We start from the raw sequence: 16,266 nt of genomic DNA, 5'->3' as shown, positions 1-16,266 counted from the left end.
CGTTAGGAGCGGCGCTGGCGCTTCTCGCGCACGCGCATGTTTACGTTGATCGGGCTGCCCTCGAAGCCGAAGATCTCGCGCAGACGGCGCGTGATGAAGCGACGGTACTGCGGGTCGAGGAACCCGGTGGTGAACAGCACGAACGTCGGCGGGCGCGAGGCGGCCTGGGTGCCGAACAGGATGCGCGGCTGCTTTCCGCCGCGCACGGGGTGCGGGTGCTCGGCCGTGAGTTCTGCGAGCAGGGCGTTGAACTTGCCCGTCTGGATGCGGGTGTCCCAGGACTCGAGAGCGGTCTCGAGGGCGGGGACCAGCTTCTCCATGTGACGGCCGGTCTTGGCCGAGATGTTGACGCGGGGCGCCCAGGCGACGTGGCTGAGGTCCTGCTCGATTTCGCGTTCGAGCATCTCGCGGCGCTCGTCGTCGAGAATGTCCCACTTGTTGAAGGCGAGTACGAGCGCGCGGCCCGACTCGAGCACGAGGTCGACGATCTTGAGGTCTTGCACGCTGATCGGCTCGGAGACGTCCATCACGACGATGGCGACCTCGGCCTTTTCGAGTGCGGCGCTGGTGCGCAGCGTCGCGTAGAAGTCGGCGCCCTGGGCGAGGTGCACACGACGGCGGATACCGGCGGTGTCGACGAAGCGCCAGAACTTGCCGCCGATCTCCACCTGCTCGTCGACCGGGTCGCGGGTGGTGCCGGCGAGGTCGTTCACAACGACGCGCTCTTCGCCCGCGGTCTTGTTCAGCAGGCTCGACTTGCCCACGTTCGGGCGGCCGATGATGGCGACGCGGCGGGGTCCGCCGACCTCTTCCTTGGCGACGGCGGAAACCTCGGGCAGCACCGTGAGCACCTTGTCGAGCAGGTCGGCGACACCGCGGCCGTGCACGGCGGAGACCGCCCACGGCTCGCCGAGTCCGAGCGACCAGAGCGCCGCGGCATCTGCCTCTTGACGCACGTCGTCGACCTTGTTGGCGACGAGGATCACGGGCTTCTTGGTTCCGCGCAGCATGCGCACGACGTGCTCGTCGGTGGAGGTGGCTCCGACCGTGGCATCCACGACGAACAGAACGGCGTCGGCGAGGTCGACGGCGATCTCGGCCTGCGCGGCGACGGAGGCGTTGATGCCGCGGGCGTCGGGCTCCCAGCCGCCGGTGTCGACGATGGTGAACTTGCGTCCGGCCCACTCGCCCTTGTAGTTCACGCGGTCGCGGGTGACGCCGGGGGTGTCTTCGACGACGGCCTCGCGGCGGCCGATGATGCGGTTGACGAGGGCCGACTTGCCGACGTTCGGGCGGCCGACGATCGCCAGCACGGGAAGCGCGGGAAGGTAGGTGATCGCGTCGGGGTCGTCGCTGAGCGAGTCGAGCAGACCGAGGTCTTCGGCGTCGAGGTCGTAGTCGCCGAGTCCGGCGCGCAGGCTCGCCGCGCGCTGTGCCGCTTCGGCGTCGTCGAGGGAGATGATGCGGTCGGCGAGATCGCCGTCGATCGCGGGGTAGTCGTCTTGCTCGGCCATGGGTGGTCGTCCTTAATCAGTCACTGGTGCGCACGAGATCTACGACCGCGCTAACGGTCTGGTCGAAGTCGAGGTCGGTTGAATCGATGGTCACAACGCCATCGGCGGCGTTCATGAAGTCGACGACCTTGGAGTCTTGGGCATCGCGCGAGCTGAGCTGCTGCGCGGTCTTCGCGGCCGACTCTGTGGAGAGTTCGGCTGAACGCCTAGCCATTCTAGCCTCTTCGGTCGCGGTGAGGAGAATTCTCACGGTAGCATCCGGCGCGACGACGGTGGTGATGTCCCTGCCCTCGATGATGATTCCGGGAGTTGAAGACGATCGGATGACGCTACGGAACAGTTCCACGAGGTAGGCGCGCACCTCGGGTACCCGCGCGACGGCGCTCACCACGGCGGTGACGCGCGGCTCGCGGATCGCGTCGGTGACGTCGGTGGCCCCCACCCGCACGAAGTAGTCGTCGGGGTGGATGCCGATCGAATACGGGAAGTCGCGCAGCAGCGCGACGAGCTGTTCGGGCTGCTCGGTGTCGACGCCGCGGTCGAGCGCGGTCCAGGCGAGCGCGCGGTAGGCGGCGCCGGTGTCCTGGTAGGAGAAGCCGAGGGCGCGCGCGGCGGCGCGGCTGACGCTCGACTTGCCGCTGCCGGCCGGGCCGTCGATCGCTACTACTGTCATTGCGCCCTGCCCTGAGCTTGCCGAATGTGTCACGCGAGTGCCTCCGAGATCTTCCATCCGCGCTGTTCGAGTTCGCTCACGAGCCGGCTTTCCGCGGCCGGCAGCACGGAGATTTCCGCGAGGCCGATCTGGGCGCCGGGCGAGTGCTCGAGGCGGAGGTCTTCCATGTTGATGCCGAGCTCGCCGATTTCGGTGAGCAGCCGGGCGAGTTCGCCCGGCTTGTCGTCCACGAGGACGACGATGCGGCTGAAGTGTTTGGCCTGCCCGTGCTTTCCGGGGATGCGGGCGACGCCGACATTGCCGGCGCCGATGAGCTCGGCGAGCGCGCGGCGGGAGCCCGTGGCATCCGGAGCATCGAGCGTCGCTATGGCGCGGTCGAGGTCGTCGCGGTAGGCGTGCAGGATGTCGCGGATTGCCGGCGCATTGGCGCGCAGAATCTGCACCCAGAGTTCGGGGTCGCTCGACGCGATGCGCGTGGTGTCCCGCAGGCCCTGGCCGGCGAGTGCGGTCGCCGCGTCGGTGGCATCGGTCAGTCTGGCGGCGAGTAGGGAGGAGATCACCTGTGGAGCATGCGAGACGAGGGCGACGTTGCGGTCGTGATCCTCCGCGGTCATCTCGATCGGGAGTGCGCCCAGGTCGAGGGCGAGTTGTTCGACCGCCGCCGCGCGGCCGTAGCTGATGGCGTCGTGGCCGGCGATGACCCAGGGGCGGCCGTTGAACAGGTCGGCGCGGGCCGAGATGGCGCCGCTGCGTTCCCGTCCGGCCATCGGGTGGGAACCGATGTAGCGGCTCACGTCGGCGCCGAGCGCGATCAGTTCGCGCAGCGGTTCGACCTTGACGCTGGCGACGTCGGTGACGAGGGCGTTCGGAAAGGCCTCGAGTTCGTGCGCGACGATACGGGCGGTCACATCCGGCGGCACACACACCACGACGAGCTCGGGGTTGTCGCCGTCGGCGGCGGCGCGTCCGGCACCGTAGTCGATGGCCAGGGCGAGACTCGAGGGCGAGACGTCGGCGAGCGAGACGTCGACCCCGCGGGCGCGCAGGGCGAGGGCGATGCTCGTTCCGAGCAGGCCGGTGCCCACGATCCGCACGGGGCCGGCGAGTCGCCGATCAGTCATCCGAGTTGTCTTCCCCGGTTTCGGCTTCGTCGTCCGTGGCCGCGGGCGTTCCCTTCGAGCCGCGCGCGATCGTCAGCAGTTCGCCGATCTCGGCCTTCGTGAGGTCGCGCATGGCGTCGGGCGCGAGGCTGCCGAGGTGGAGCGGTCCGAACTGGCGGCGTACGAGGTCGATCACGGGGTGGCCGACCTCTTCGAGCATGCGGCGCACGATGCGGTTGCGGCCGGAGTGCAGGGTGACTTCGACCACGGTCTCGTCGTTCGACGGCGTGCCGATGATGCGCGCCTTGTCGGCCTCGATGAGCCCGTCTTCGAGTTCGATGCCCCCGACGAGTTTGTTGATCGTGTGCTGGTTGACGACGCCCTCGACCTTGGCGATGTAGGTCTTGAGCACGCCGAACGAGGGGTGCGCGAGGATGTGCGCGAGCTCGCCGTCGTTCGTGAGCAGCAGCAGGCCCGACGTCTCTGCGTCGAGGCGACCGACGTTGAACAGCCGCTCGTCGAACATGCTGGTGTAGCGGCGCAGGTCGGGGCGGCCGCGGTCGTCGTTCAGCGACGAGACGATGCCGGTGGGCTTGTTCAGCATGATGTAGAGCTTGGTGGTGTCGAGCTGGATCGCCTTGCCGTCGACCGAGACGAGGTCGGTGGGCAGCACCCGGCGCCCCGGCTCCTCGACCCGCACGCCGTTGACCGCGACGCGGCCGGCGGCGATGAGGTCTTCGCAGACCCGGCGTGAGGCGACGCCCGCGGCTGCCATGACCTTCTGCAGGCGCTCGCCCTCGGGGTTGCTGTAGGGCTCTGGGCCGTTGTCTGACTGGGAGGAGCTACTGTCGTTCATCGAATCCGTCCGATCCATCGGCGAGAAGCGGCGAAAGGTGCGGCAACTCGTCGATGCTGTTGATTCCGAGCTGGCTGAGCATCAGGTCGGTTGTGGCGTAGTGAATAGCACCGGTCTCACTGTCGGTGAAGCTCTCGGTGATCAGTCCGCGGCCGAGCAGCGTACGCACGACCGAGTCGACATTGACGGCGCGGATGGATGCCACCGCGCCCCGGCTGATCGGCTGCTTGTAGGCGATGACGGCGAGCGTCTCGAGGGCGGCCTGGCTGAGTTTCGTCGGGTTCTGGGTGAGCACGAAGTCGCGCACGACCTCGTCGAGCTCGGGGCGCACGTAGAAGCGCCAGCCGCCAGCGACCTCGCGCAGCTCGAACCCGCGACGCACTCCCCCGTCGGCCCCGTCGAAGTCGGCGACGAGTCGCGCGATCGCCTTGCGCACCTCGGCGACCGGCATCTGCACGGAAGTCGCGATGGCGACGAGACTCATCGGCTCGTCGGCGACCATGAAGATGGCCTCGAGGGCGCGGTCGAGTGCGACTACCGATGCGTCGGGGGCGATGAGCGACGTGGCATCCGTCTCAATTGTCATAATCTGATCCCAAATTGGCGAGGCTGTCCTCAGACCAGTGTTCCGCATTCCACCTGATGCTGAGCTCACCGAGCGGCTCGAGCTGGTCGAAGGCGATGGCCGCGTGACGGTAGAGCTCGAGCACGGCGAGAAAGCGCGCGATGACGACGCCCTTGAGCTCAGCTCCGGCGATGAGCTGGCGGAAGGTCATCGTTCCGTTGCCCCGCAGCAGGGCGACGACGTGCGACGCCTGTTCGCGGATGCTGACGAGCGGCGCGTGCAGGTGGTCGAGCCCGACGACCGGGATCTCCCGCGGTGCCATCGCGAGCGCGGCGAGGGCGGCGAAGTCCTGCGGAGAAAGCGTCCAGACGAGGTCGGGGGTCTGCTGGCGGTACTTCTCCTCGAGCCGCACGGAACGGTAGTGCCTGGTCGACTCGGTCTCGAGGCGTTCGGAGAACCACGATGTCGCCTCTTTGAACGCGCGGTACTGCAGCAGGCGGGCAAACAGCAGGTCGCGGGCCTCGAACAGGGCGACGTCTTCGGCGTCGACGAGTTCGCCCTGCGGCAGGAGGCCCGCGACCTTCAGGTCGAGCAGGGTCGCGGCGACGACGAGGAACTCGCTGGCCTGATCGAGTTCGGCCGACGTGTCGAGGGAGCGCAGGTAGGCGATGAACTCGCCGGTGACGACGCTCAGCGAGATCTCGGTGATGTCCATCTCGTGCTTCGCGATGAGCGAGAGCAGCAGGTCGAACGGTCCGTCGAAGCTGCCGACGCTGACCGAGAACTTCGTGACGGCGGGTTCTGCGAGCTCGCTGCTAGGCGGCTGCGCCACGGGAGATCAACTCTCTGGCGAGCTGGCGGTAGGCCTCGGCGGCCTGGTGCTCGGGGGCAAAGGTGGTGATCGGGGCACCGGCGACGCTGGCGTCGGGGAACTTCACGGTGCGGCCGATGACGGTCTCGAAGACCTTGTCGCCGAAGGTGTCAACGACGCGCTCGAGCACCTCGCGCGAGTGCAGGGTGCGCGAGTCGTACATCGTGGCGAGGATGCCGTCGAGCTCGAGGGCCGGGTTCAGGCGGTCGCGCACCTTGTCGATGGTCTCGACGAGCAGGGCGACGCCGCGCAGGGCGAAGAACTCGCACTCGAGCGGGATGAGTACGCCGTGCGCCGCGGTGAGTGCGTTGACGGTGAGCAGGCCGAGCGACGGCTGGCAGTCGATGAGGATGACGTCGTACTTGTCGCTCACCTTGGCGAGCACGCGGGCGAGGATGTTCTCGCGGGCGACCTCGTTGACGAGGTGCACCTCCGCGGCGGACAGGTCGATGTTGGCGGGGATGATGTGCAGGTTGGGGTAGGCGGTCTCGACGATCGCCTCGCTCGGGTTCTTCATGGTGCCGAGCATGAGGTCGTAGATGGTGGGCACGTCGTGGTTGCGCACGCCGAGCCCGGCCGAGAGCGCGCCCTGGGGGTCAAAGTCGATCGCGAGAACGCGGCGACCGTACTCGGCGAGCGAGGCCGCGAGGTTGATCGCCGTCGTGGTCTTTCCGACGCCACCCTTCTGGTTGCAGAGGGTGATGATGCGCGCGGGTCCGTGGCCAGAAAGCGGCTCGGGAACGGGGAAAACGCTGATCGGACGACCGGTGGGACCGACCGGGGGCGTCTCGAGGCCGGGAAGTTCGCTACCCGTGTTCTTCTTGGCCGTCACGCGTACTGCTCCCGTTCTTGCCGGCCGTGCATGGCCGAGCGGTACAACTGTATCCGCTCGTCTCGGACCAGCCGCGTAGGCCGCCCGCGGGTCACCCAGATCGACGCCTCAGCGGGCTCGCGGGTGCGCCGTCGTGTACATGTCGCGCAGGGTGTCCGCCGTGACCTGGGTGTAGATCTGGGTGGTCGCGACCGACGAATGCCCGAGCAGTTCCTGCACGACGCGCACGTCGGCACCGCCCTGCAGCAGGTGGGTCGCGAACGAGTGCCGGAACGTGTGCGGCGAGATCTCGAATCCGAGCTCGGCCCGCTCGGCCGCGGCGCGGATGATGAGCCAGGCGTTCTGCCTGGACACCCGCTGGCCCCGCGCGCCGAGGAAGAGTGCCGGCGTCGACGTGCCGCGCAGCGAGAAGCCCGGCCGCGCACGCACGAGGTAGGTGTCGATGGCGGCACGGGCGAAACTGCCGACCGGCACGATGCGCTGCTTGCCGCCCTTGCCGAACAGGCGCACGACGTCGCCGTCGATCACGTCGTCGACGTTGAGCGCCACAGCCTCGCTGATGCGGGCGCCGGTCGCGTAGAGCAGTTCGAGCAGTGCCTTGTCGCGCAGCTGCTGCGGTTCGTCGCCGTCGGTCGCCGCGAGAACCTGGCCCATCTGTTCGATCGTGATGGCCTTGGGCAGGCGCGACCCGAGCTTCGGCGGTTTCGTGTCGCTCGCGACATCCGTCTGCACGAGTCCCTCACCGAGCAGGAACCGATGGAATCCGCGCACAGACGACAGCATGCGGGCCATGGATGACGCGACCAGCGCCCCCTCGGGACGCGACCCGAGACGGCGCGCGTACGCGGCAACGTGGGCGGGCTCGACCCCCTCGGGCGTCTCGACGCCGCTCTCGGCGAGGAACGACGCGTAACCGTCGAGGTCGCGCCGGTAGGCCGCGAGCGTGTTGGCCGCGAGACCCCGCTCGATGGCGAGGTGGCGCAGGTAGCGATCAATGATGATCGCGATCGCCGGCGCCGCCTCGCTCATTCTGAGCGCGCGAGATTCCGGGCGACCGGATGCCGCGGCCACGGTGCATCCGCGGGGGCGAGCGTCGACCAGCCCTTGGCTTTCGATGCGAACGCCGAGAGCGCGGCGACCTGCAGGATCGAGTTCTGCAGCCGGCGGTCGAGCACGGCGTCGACGATCTCGTCGAGCGGCGCCCAGCGCGTCTCGATGTCACTCTCTTCGTCGGTGCGGGCGAAGACCTCGGCGGCGGCGGTCACGCCCCGCGCCAGATAGACCCGGAGAGCCTCGTTGTTGCCGCCCGGCGAGGTGTGGAAGTCGGCGAGCACCGACCAGTCGGCGGCCACGAGGTCGACCTCCTCGGCCAGCTCGCGCTGCGCTGCGCTGAGCGCGGACTCCCCCGCGAAGTCGAGCAGGCCGGCGGGCAGCTCCCACTCGCGCGTGGCGACGGGGTGCCGGTACTGCTTGATCAGGCAGACGCGGTCGTCGTCGTCGAGCACGAGAACCGCGACGGCACCGGGGTGGTCGATGTACTCGCGCACGATCTCGTTGCCCGCGTAGACGAAGCGGTCGCGGCGCACATTCCAGATCGCGCCGTCGAAGACGACCTCGCTCGAGACGACGGGCAGGTCGACGAGCTCGTCGGCGAGCACGTCGCCCCGCCCTCCGACAGGCTCAGGGACCGAGGCTTCAGGCACTCGCGGGCTCCGGGACCTCGAACAGTCGGGTGGCCTGCTGGCGCTCGAGCGCGGCGCCGACGAGACCCTTGAACAGCGGGTGCGCGTGGTTCGGGCGCGACCGCAGTTCGGGGTGCGCCTGGGTGCCCACGTAGAACGGGTGCACCTCGCGCGGCAGCTCGACGAACTCGACGAGGTGGCCGTTGGGCGAGACACCCGAGAAGCTGAGTCCGGCCGCAGCGATCTGCTCGCGGTAGGCGTTGTTGACCTCGTAGCGGTGACGGTGACGCTCGCCGATGCTCGACGCGTCGTCGTACAGTCCGGCGACGATCGACCCCTCGGTGAGGGACGCCTCGTAGAGGCCGAGACGCATGGTTCCGCCGAGGTCGCCGCCGGCGATGATGTCGACCTGCTCGGCGATCGTCGCGATCACCGGGTAGAGGGTGTCGGGGTCGAACTCGCTCGACGATGCGCCCTCGAGACCCACGACGTCGCGGGCGTACTCGATGACCATGCACTGCAGGCCGAGGCAGAGTCCGAGCACGGGGATCTGGTTCTCGCGGGCGAAGAGCAGGGCGCCGAGCTTGCCCTCGATGCCGCGCACGCCGAAACCACCGGGTACGCAGATGCCGTCGAGGTCGGATAGCTGCTTCGCGGCACCCTCCGGGGTCTCGCAGGTGTCGGACGCGACCCAGCGGATGTTGACCTTGGCCTGGTGGGCGAAGCCGCCGGCCTTGAGCGCCTCGGTGACCGAGAGGTACGCGTCGGGCAGGTCGATGTACTTACCGACGAGGCCGATGGTGACCTCGTCCTTCGGGTTGTGCACCGCATCGAGCACGATGTTCCAGCCGTCCCAGTTCACGCCGTCGGCCTCGAGGCCGAGCTGGTCGATGATGTAGGCGTCGAGGCCCTGGTCGTGCAGCATCGTCGGGATGTCGTAGATCGAGGGCACGTCGACCGCGTTGACCACGGCCTGCTCGTCGACGTCGCACATGAGCGCGATCTTGCGCTTGTTGCTCTCGGAGACGGGACGGTCGGAGCGCAGCACGAGCGCGTCGGGCTGGATACCGATCGAGCGCAGGGCGGCGACGGAGTGCTGCGTCGGCTTGGTCTTCTGCTCGCCGGAGGCGTTCATAAACGGCACGAGCGACACGTGCACGAAGAAGACGTTCTTGCGGCCGAGCTCGTGGCGCACCTGGCGGGCCGACTCGATGAACGGCTGGCTCTCGATGTCGCCGACGGTGCCGCCGATCTCGGTGATGATCACGTCGGGTCGGCCGGTGCCGTCCGCGGGCTCCTCGGCCTGCAGGCGCATGCGGCGCTTGATCTCGTCGGTGATGTGCGGGATGACCTGAACGGTGTCGCCGAGGTACTCGCCACGGCGCTCCTTGGCGATCACGGTCGAGTAGATCTGCCCGGTCGTCACGTTCGCGGCCTGGTCGAGGTTGATGTCGAGGAACCGCTCGTAGTGCCCGATATCGAGGTCGGTCTCCGCGCCGTCGTCGGTCACGAACACCTCGCCGTGCTGGAACGGGTTCATCGTTCCGGGATCGACGTTCAGGTAGGGGTCAAGCTTCTGCATAACGACGCGAAGACCACGCGCCGTGAGAAGGTTGCCCAGACTGGCAGCCGTGAGTCCCTTGCCGAGGGAAGACACCACCCCGCCAGTAACGAAAATGTGCTTGGTTACGCCCGCTTCAGAATTGTTCACCACGGGGTTCTAGCGTATCTCACGATTGCCCCCTCGTGCGCGTGTCGGTCGAAATGTCACACTCCCGCAACACAACGGAGCGGTACTACGCTTCTCTCATGTTCCGGATGACACGGCTCCTGCCCGCGCTGGCCGCCGTCGCGCTGCTCGCGGCGTGCTCCGGGCCGCAGAGCATCGCCGTCGAGACGGGCGTCGACGTTCCCGATGCGCTGCGACCTTCCGCAGATGACTTCGATACCGGCCCGGCTGCCGCCTGGGAGCGCGACGACCGGGACTCCTTCGTGGTCGTTGTCTATGGCAGCTCGTCGTGCGCGCCGATCCCGACCGCGGTGACGGTCACCGACCCGGCGTCGCTCGCGATCGACTTCGCCGAGAATCCGCGCGAGGTCTGTACGGCCGACATGGCGCCGACCACTTTCCGCTTCGATACTCCGGACGGAGTCGCGGCCGACGGCGAAGTCGAACTCACGATGACGTTCGAGTACGACGGCAAAACGACCGATCAAAAGGTGACGATCGCGGGCTGATCAGGCGTCCAACGCCCGAGCCGTCTCGACGAGTTCGCGCGCGTGGGCGAGGGCGTTCTCGCTGTCGGGCAGCCCGGAGAGCAGGCGCGCCATCTCGGCGATGCGCTGCTCGCCCTCGAGCTGTTCGACGCTCGAGGCGGTGACCGACCCCTCGCTGTCTTTCAGCACGCGCAGATGGTTGGTCGCGAAGGCGGCGACCTGGGCGAGGTGGGTGACCACGATCACCTGGGCGCTGTGGCTGAGCTCGGCGAGACGCCGGCCGATCTCGATCGCGGCCGCACCACCCACGCCGGCATCGACCTCGTCGAAGATGAAGGTGGGTACGGGGTCGTTGCCCGCGATAACCACCTCGATGGCGAGCATCACGCGCGACAGTTCGCCGCCGGATGCGCCCCGGCCGATCGGCCGCGGTTCGGCACCGGAGTGCGGCTGCAGCAGGATGGCGACCTGGTCTTTGCCGCTCAGCCCGTATTCCGCGCGGTCGTCGACCTGCACGGTGAGGGTGGCGTTCGGCATGGCGAGGGCCCCGAGCTCGGCGGTGACCCGCTCGGCCAACCGGGTCGCCGCGGCCGTGCGCACGGCGGTGAGGCGGCCGGCGAGTTCGACGACGAGCGCCTGGTCGGCCGCGACCTCGTCGACGAGCGCCTCGATGCGGTCGGAGTCGGTGTCGAGTTCGAGCAGGCGCCCGCTGCCCTGGTCGAGGTAGTCGATGACGTCGTCGAGGGTCGGTCCGTACTTGCGCACGAGCGCGGCGAGGTCTGCGCGCCTCTCTTGCAGCGCCTCGAGTTCGCGGCCGCCGTCGCTGTCGAGTCCACCGAGGTAGCTCGACAGCTGGCCGGAGATCTCGGAGACGGCGATGTTCGCGGCGTCGAGCGCCTCGACGATCGGGGCGAGCTCGGGGTCGTGCGGGGCGACGCGCTCGAGCTGTCGCTTGGCCGTGTCGAGCAGGCTGATCGCGTCGGCGGCCTCGTCGGAGTTCTGGCCGGAGACCAGGTCGAGCGCCTGGGCCGAGGCGAGCCGGAGGTCTTCGAGGTTGGTGAGCCGGTCGACGCGTTCGGCGAGTTCGTCGTCTTCGCCGCGCTGGGGAGCCGCGGCCTCGATCTCGGCGGTGGCGAGACGCAGGTCTTCGGCCTCGCGGGCGCGGCGGTCGCTCTCGGCGACGAGCAGGTCGAGCTCGGCCTGGTTCGCCTGCCAGCGGCGGAAGACACCCTGATAGGTACCCACGATGGCCGCCAGCCCGGCGCCCGCGAAGCGGTCGAGGGCCTCGCGCTGCGCGGTCGACGAGCGCAGCCGGATCTGGTCGGACTGCCCGTGCACGACGACCAGCTGCTCGCCGATCTCGTTCAAGACACTCACGGGCGTCGTGCGGCCGCCGACGGTCGCCCGCCCGCGCCCCTCGGCCGAGAGCGAGCGGCCGATGATGAGTTCGCCGTCGTCGAGGTCTCCCCCGGCGTCGCGCACCCGGTCTGCCACGGAGCCGTCCTGGTCGATGAGCCAGTGGCCCTCGACGATCGCCTGGGCGCTGCCGGAACGGATCGCCGAGGCGTCGGAACGTTCGCCGAGCAGCAGGCCGAGAGCGGTGACCACCATGGTCTTGCCCGCGCCGGTCTCGCCGGTGATGGCGGTGAAGCCGGGACCGAGCGGCAGGCGGGCCTCGCCGATCACGCCGAGGTTGCGGATGAAGATCTCTTCGATCACGTGGTCTGCCCGGCAACGTCGTCGGCGGGGCCGCGCCAGCCGGTGACCGGCAGGTTGAACTTGTGCACGAGGCGGTCGGTGAACGGCCCCTGCGAGAGACGGGCGAGCCGCACGGGCTCGTTCGAGCGGCGCACGACGACGCGGGCGCCGCGGGGAAGGTCGTGGGCGCGGCGTCCGTCGCACCAGAGCACGCCGGTGCCCTGGGTGCGGTCGAGCACCTCGACGGCGAACGACGAATCGGGACCGACCACGAGCGGACGGGCGAACAGGGCGTGGGGGCTCAGCGGCACGAGCAGCAGGGCGTCGACGCTCGGCCACACGATGGGTCCGCCGGCCGAGAAGGCGTAGGCGGTCGACCCTGTCGGCGTGGACATGACCACGCCGTCGCAACCGAAGGAGAGAAGAGGGCGACCGTCCACTTCGATGACGACCTCGAGCATCCGTTCTCTCGAGGCCTTCTCGACGGTGGCCTCGTTGAGCGCCCAGGTCTCGTAGACGACCTCGGAGTCGACTTTGACGCGCACGTTGAGGGTGAGCCGTTCTTCGACCGTGTAGTCGCGGGCCAGAGCGCGGGTCACGGTCTCGGTGAGGTCTTCACGCTCGCTCTCGGCGAGGAACCCGACGTGGCCGAGATTGACGCCGAGCAGGGGGACCGGGCAACCGCGCGTCAGCTCGGCCGCGCGGAGGATGGTGCCGTCGCCGCCCAGAACGATCACGAGCTCGAGGTCGGAGGTCTGCACGGTCGAGCCCAGCAGCTCGACGAGGTCGAGATCGGGCGCGGCTTCGAGCACCTCGGCGTACTCGTCGCCGTAGAGCACCGGGCGGATGCCGGCGCCCAGCAGCTGCCGGCAGACCTGCACCGCGGCGTCGAGCGAATCGGCTCGGCCGGTGTGCGCGACGATGAGTATGTGCCGTGCCTCTGTCACTCGTGCAACCCCTTCGCCACTCTCAAACGCCTCGACTGCTTCGACTGCGGGGCAGACTCAGGTGATCGCAGAAACGTGTTCCAACCATTCTGTCGGATTACTGCCGGTCGTCGCGCTCAACCAGACGAGATACTCATGATTCCCGGAGCCTCCGGCTATTGGGGAGGCGATGACGCCCGCGGTCGACAGGCCGAGGTCCCAGCCAGCCCAGAGCACACCGGTGACGGCGTCGTTGCGCAGGCCGGCGCTCTTCACGATGCCCTCGCGGATACCGGTTCGCCCCACCTCGAACTGCGGCTTCACCAGCAGCACGTACTGCGCGCCGAGCCCGACGCTCGCCACGACGGCGGGCAGCACGGTGGGCAGGGAGATGAAGGAGAGGTCGGCGACCACGACGGTCGGCACCTGCGAGATCGCGGATGCGCCCGCAAGTGATTCCGCCGTCATGAACCGCGCGTTGAAGCCTTCGACGACAGTCACGCGTTCGTCGTCCCGCACGGTGGGCGCGAGCTGGCCGTGACCGACGTCCAGCGCGATCACCCGGGTCGCGCCGCGCTCGAGCAGGACCTGGCTGAACCCGCCCGTGGAGGCGCCCACGTCGAGGGCGAGTTGCCCCTCCACGACCACGGGGAAGGCGTCGAGCGCCGCCGCCAGTTTGTGCGCCGCGCGGCTCACGTAGTGGTCGGTTTCGGCGACGACGATGGTCTGGTTCTCGCGCACCTTCGCGGACGCCTTGACGACCGGGGCGCCGTCGACCGTCACCAGCCCGTCGGCGATGAGCCGGGCGGCGTGGGTGCGCGACCTGGCGAGACCCCGGTCGGAGAGCGCGGCGTCGAGCCGGGAGTCAGCGATGGGTGTCGCCGCCCTCGAGCTCGGCCTGCAGCTGCTCGTGCACGTGCGCGTAGGCCTCGGCCCGGGCGTCGAGCGGTTGGTCCTCGATCACGCGCAGGCGCGACAGCAGGGCGTCGGACTCGTGCGTCGTCGCCGCCGTGCCGTCACCACCGTTCATGCTCACGAATATAGCTCCGGGGCGACGCGCAGCCCGTAGATTGCCACGCCGGAATTCCAGATCGCGGCGCAGCCGGCGCGCAGCAGGTTGATGGGGGTACCCGCGGTCTGCACCGTGAGGTTCTCGCCGTCGCGACGCACGACGGCGTCGCCGACCGTGGTGAGGGTGGCCGTGCCATCCGTCGTTTCCACCGCCTGCGGATACGGCTCCGACAGCTGCCTCAGATCGTCGAGGATGTAGGTCGGCCGTTGGTCGACCGCGGCGGCGAGCACCTGCTTGGCCTGGTCGATCCCGGTCAGCACGAGCACCGAGGACAGACCGGCGCGGTTCGCGCCGAGGATGTCGGTGTCGAGGCGGTCGCCGATCACGAGTGTGCTCGAGGCGTTGAACCGGTCGGTGGCGACCTCGAACATCGGCACCTCCGGCTTGCCGGCGACGACGGCGAGGCGCCCCACCGCGGTGTGCACGGCGGAGACGAGCGTGCCGTTGCCGGGCGCGGTGCCGCGGGCCTGCGGAATGGTCCAGTCGGTGTTCGTCGCGACCCAGGGGATGCCGGTCTCGCCCTTGGGGGCGTGCAGCGCGTACGCCGCTTCGGCGAGGTGTGCCCAGGCGACGTCGGGCGAGAAGCCCTGCACGACAGCGGCCGGCTGGTCCAGCGCGGACCGCGTCACGGTGAAACCGGCCTTTTCGACCTCGTCGACGAGGCCCGCTCCCCCGACGACCATGATCGTCGAGCCCGCGGGCACCAGCGTCTTCATCACGCGCATGGCGGCCTGCGGCGAGGTGACGACCTCTTCCGGCGTCACCGTCAGTCCGAGCGACGTCAGGTGCTCAGCGACGGATGCCGCGGTGCGCGACGCGTTGTTGGTCAGGTACCCGACACGGTGGTCTTTCGCTGCCGCGTTGAGGGCGTCGACCGCGAACGGAATCGCGTCGGGGCCCTTGTAGACCACGCCATCGAGGTCGGCGAGCACCAGGTCGACGCCGTCGAGCGGTGTGGCGCTACTCATTGCGCTGGGAGTCGTCCTCGTTCGGCGCTTCCACATCACTCTCGGTGTACTCCAACTCTTCTTCGATGATTTCCATCGTGGCGTCTTCTCCGCCGCTCTCGGCGAACTCGAGGGCGTCGGCCGCGGCGTCGGCGTGGCCGTACCAGAGCTCGGCCTCCTCGTCGCGGCCGAGCTCTTCGAGCACGGCGGCGTAGGCGGCGAACAGGTTCGGGCTGTACGAGAACGCGGTCTTAGCGTTCAACTGCGGGATCTGCAGCTCGATAAGGGCGAGGTCGGGCTGGCCGAGGTCGAGGCGGGCGCCCGACATGGCGATCGCGACCTCCACCTGCACGGGAACCGGGAGCGACGAGCGCGGCACGGAACGGCCGAGTTCGAGCGCGCGGTCGGGTCGACCGATGCCACGTTCGCTGTCGACCATCATGGCCAGCTGGTCGTCGCGACCGGTGATGCGTCGGTAGGTACGCAGTTCGCGCAGCGCCAGGGCGAAGTCGCCGATGGCGTAAGCGGTGATCGCGAGGGTCTCGCGCACGACGCCGATGCGGCCGGCACGTCGCGCCGCCGACAGGGCATGACGGTGGGCGAGCTCGGGGTCGCTCTCGATCAGGCGTGCGGCCATCACGAGGTGCTGGGCGACGCCCTCCGCGTTGTCTTTCGCGAGGGTCTTCAGTTCGTTGCCGGCGACGCGGTCGAGGTCCTTCGGGTTGGTGTCCTCGGGAATCTCCGGGTCGTCGTGGCGGGGACGCACCGAGCGGATGTTGAAGGGGTCGCGGTCTTCCTCGGGCTCGAAGGCACGGGCGTCGCGGTCACCGCGGGCGGGCTTGCCACCGCTGGTCCAGAGGCGCTTCTCGCCCTCGGGCTTGCGGCCGGCGCCGCCGCGCTCGGCGTGGCTGCGCTGGGGGCGGTCGCCCTCGGGTCGACCCTTGGCCGGACCCGAGTTGCGGTCGTACCGACCACCGGTGTTGCCGCCGCCTGGGCGCCGTGGCTCCCCTCCTGACGGGCCTTGGCTTCTGCCGCGGTCTCCGGAATCACTCACTGGTCGTCTCCTGTGTACTTGTTGTCGACTATCGGCGAGCCGAGGCTCGAGCCGACAGTCCATTGTCGCAGCCTGGCCGCGATTAGTCGGTTGTTAAAGCACAATGGCCACCCCGAAGGGTGGCCATTGTCTAAATTGTGTCCGGCGGTGTCCTACTCTCCCACAAGGTCCCCCTTGCAGTACCATCGGCGCTGAGAGTCTTAGCTTCCGGGTTCGGAATGTGACCGGGCGTTTCCCTCTCGCTATGGCCGCCGAAACT

At 68.9% G+C, this 16,266-nt stretch carries 17 protein-coding genes and 1 rRNA gene; 1 reads left to right on the top strand and 17 read right to left on the bottom strand.

Features of this window, described 5'->3' with window-relative positions:
- Positions 1 to 2: 2 nt before the first annotated feature.
- The 10 genes from der to pyrG form a co-directional block, all read right to left on the bottom strand.
- Positions 3 to 1,514, bottom strand: a complete 1,512-nt coding sequence (der, locus tag IEV96_RS00090) for a ribosome biogenesis GTPase Der (protein ID WP_188508689.1) — start codon at positions 1,512 to 1,514, stop codon at positions 3 to 5.
- A 16-nt stretch (positions 1,515 to 1,530) separates the two neighbouring features.
- Complete coding sequence (gene cmk / locus IEV96_RS00085; protein ID WP_188508688.1) at positions 1,531 to 2,187, bottom strand: (d)CMP kinase; 657 nt, start codon at positions 2,185 to 2,187, stop codon at positions 1,531 to 1,533.
- 29 nt (positions 2,188 to 2,216) lie between these two features.
- A complete protein-coding gene (locus IEV96_RS00080) occupies positions 2,217 to 3,308 on the bottom strand; it encodes a prephenate dehydrogenase (protein ID WP_188508687.1) in 1,092 nt (363 codons plus the stop codon).
- Entirely contained in the window at positions 3,301 to 4,143 is an 843-nt protein-coding gene (locus tag IEV96_RS00075; protein ID WP_188508686.1) for a pseudouridine synthase, read from the bottom strand. The genes IEV96_RS00080 and IEV96_RS00075 overlap by 8 nt, the downstream gene beginning before the upstream one ends.
- A complete protein-coding gene (gene scpB / locus IEV96_RS00070; protein WP_188508685.1) occupies positions 4,130 to 4,729 on the bottom strand; it encodes an SMC-Scp complex subunit ScpB in 600 nt (199 codons plus the stop codon). The genes IEV96_RS00075 and scpB overlap by 14 nt, the downstream gene beginning before the upstream one ends.
- A complete protein-coding gene (locus tag IEV96_RS00065; protein WP_188508684.1) occupies positions 4,719 to 5,540 on the bottom strand; it encodes a segregation and condensation protein A in 822 nt (273 codons plus the stop codon). The genes scpB and IEV96_RS00065 overlap by 11 nt, the downstream gene beginning before the upstream one ends.
- A complete protein-coding gene (locus IEV96_RS00060; RefSeq protein ID WP_188508683.1) occupies positions 5,524 to 6,411 on the bottom strand; it encodes a ParA family protein in 888 nt (295 codons plus the stop codon). The genes IEV96_RS00065 and IEV96_RS00060 overlap by 17 nt, the downstream gene beginning before the upstream one ends.
- Positions 6,412 to 6,519: 108 nt before the next feature.
- Complete coding sequence (gene xerD, locus IEV96_RS00055; RefSeq protein ID WP_188508682.1) at positions 6,520 to 7,440, bottom strand: site-specific tyrosine recombinase XerD; 921 nt, start codon at positions 7,438 to 7,440, stop codon at positions 6,520 to 6,522.
- The gene (locus IEV96_RS00050) at positions 7,437 to 8,114 is read right to left on the bottom strand and encodes an NUDIX domain-containing protein (RefSeq protein WP_229732871.1); all 678 of its coding nucleotides are present in this window, start codon (positions 8,112 to 8,114) and stop codon (positions 7,437 to 7,439) included. Before IEV96_RS00050 ends, xerD begins: the two co-directional genes overlap by 4 nt.
- Positions 8,107 to 9,804: a CTP synthase gene (gene pyrG / locus IEV96_RS00045; protein WP_188508681.1), complete on the bottom strand. Its 1,698-nt coding sequence runs from the start codon at positions 9,802 to 9,804 to the stop codon at positions 8,107 to 8,109. The genes IEV96_RS00050 and pyrG overlap by 8 nt, the downstream gene beginning before the upstream one ends.
- Before the next feature lie 35 nt (positions 9,805 to 9,839).
- On the opposite strand from pyrG, the gene IEV96_RS00040 reads away from it, so the two are divergent.
- On the top strand, positions 9,840 to 10,331 hold the full coding sequence (locus tag IEV96_RS00040; protein ID WP_188508680.1) for a hypothetical protein: 492 nt from the start codon (positions 9,840 to 9,842) through the stop codon (positions 10,329 to 10,331).
- On the opposite strand, the gene recN is transcribed toward IEV96_RS00040, so the two are convergent.
- The 7 genes from recN to rrf form a co-directional block, all read right to left on the bottom strand.
- Entirely contained in the window at positions 10,332 to 12,029 is a 1,698-nt protein-coding gene (gene recN, locus IEV96_RS00035; RefSeq protein ID WP_188508679.1) for a DNA repair protein RecN, read from the bottom strand.
- A complete protein-coding gene (locus IEV96_RS00030; RefSeq protein ID WP_188508678.1) occupies positions 12,026 to 12,955 on the bottom strand; it encodes an NAD kinase in 930 nt (309 codons plus the stop codon). Before IEV96_RS00030 ends, recN begins: the two co-directional genes overlap by 4 nt.
- Before the next feature lie 57 nt (positions 12,956 to 13,012).
- Entirely contained in the window at positions 13,013 to 13,807 is a 795-nt protein-coding gene (locus IEV96_RS00025; RefSeq protein WP_188511054.1) for a TlyA family RNA methyltransferase, read from the bottom strand.
- On the bottom strand, positions 13,800 to 13,970 hold the full coding sequence (locus IEV96_RS00020; protein WP_188511279.1) for a hypothetical protein: 171 nt from the start codon (positions 13,968 to 13,970) through the stop codon (positions 13,800 to 13,802). Before IEV96_RS00020 ends, IEV96_RS00025 begins: the two co-directional genes overlap by 8 nt.
- On the bottom strand, positions 13,967 to 14,974 hold the full coding sequence (locus tag IEV96_RS00015; protein ID WP_188508677.1) for an HAD-IIA family hydrolase: 1,008 nt from the start codon (positions 14,972 to 14,974) through the stop codon (positions 13,967 to 13,969). The genes IEV96_RS00020 and IEV96_RS00015 overlap by 4 nt, the downstream gene beginning before the upstream one ends.
- The gene (locus IEV96_RS00010) at positions 14,967 to 16,007 is read right to left on the bottom strand and encodes a tetratricopeptide repeat protein (protein WP_229732869.1); all 1,041 of its coding nucleotides are present in this window, start codon (positions 16,005 to 16,007) and stop codon (positions 14,967 to 14,969) included. Before IEV96_RS00010 ends, IEV96_RS00015 begins: the two co-directional genes overlap by 8 nt.
- 139 nt (positions 16,008 to 16,146) lie before the next feature.
- A 5S ribosomal RNA gene (rrf, locus tag IEV96_RS00005) occupies positions 16,147 to 16,263 on the bottom strand.
- Positions 16,264 to 16,266 lie beyond the last annotated feature (3 nt).

It is taken from the genome of Conyzicola nivalis, from assembly GCF_014639655.1.
GTDB classification, from domain to species: Bacteria; Actinomycetota; Actinomycetes; order Actinomycetales; family Microbacteriaceae; genus Conyzicola; species Conyzicola nivalis.
This window is presented reverse-complemented; position numbering and strand designations above follow the sequence as displayed.

Coding starts and splice junctions, on each gene's coding strand:
- der (WP_188508689.1), bottom strand. CDS start 1,514: ATGGCCGAGCAAGACGACTACCCCGCGATCGACGGCGATCTCGCCGAC.
- cmk (WP_188508688.1), bottom strand. CDS start 2,187: ATGACAGTAGTAGCGATCGACGGCCCGGCCGGCAGCGGCAAGTCGAGC.
- IEV96_RS00080 (WP_188508687.1), bottom strand. CDS start 3,308: ATGACTGATCGGCGACTCGCCGGCCCCGTGCGGATCGTGGGCACCGGC.
- IEV96_RS00075 (WP_188508686.1), bottom strand. CDS start 4,143: ATGAACGACAGTAGCTCCTCCCAGTCAGACAACGGCCCAGAGCCCTAC.
- scpB (WP_188508685.1), bottom strand. CDS start 4,729: ATGACAATTGAGACGGATGCCACGTCGCTCATCGCCCCCGACGCATCG.
- xerD (WP_188508682.1), bottom strand. CDS start 7,440: ATGAGCGAGGCGGCGCCGGCGATCGCGATCATCATTGATCGCTACCTG.
- IEV96_RS00015 (WP_188508677.1), bottom strand. CDS start 14,974: ATGAGTAGCGCCACACCGCTCGACGGCGTCGACCTGGTGCTCGCCGAC.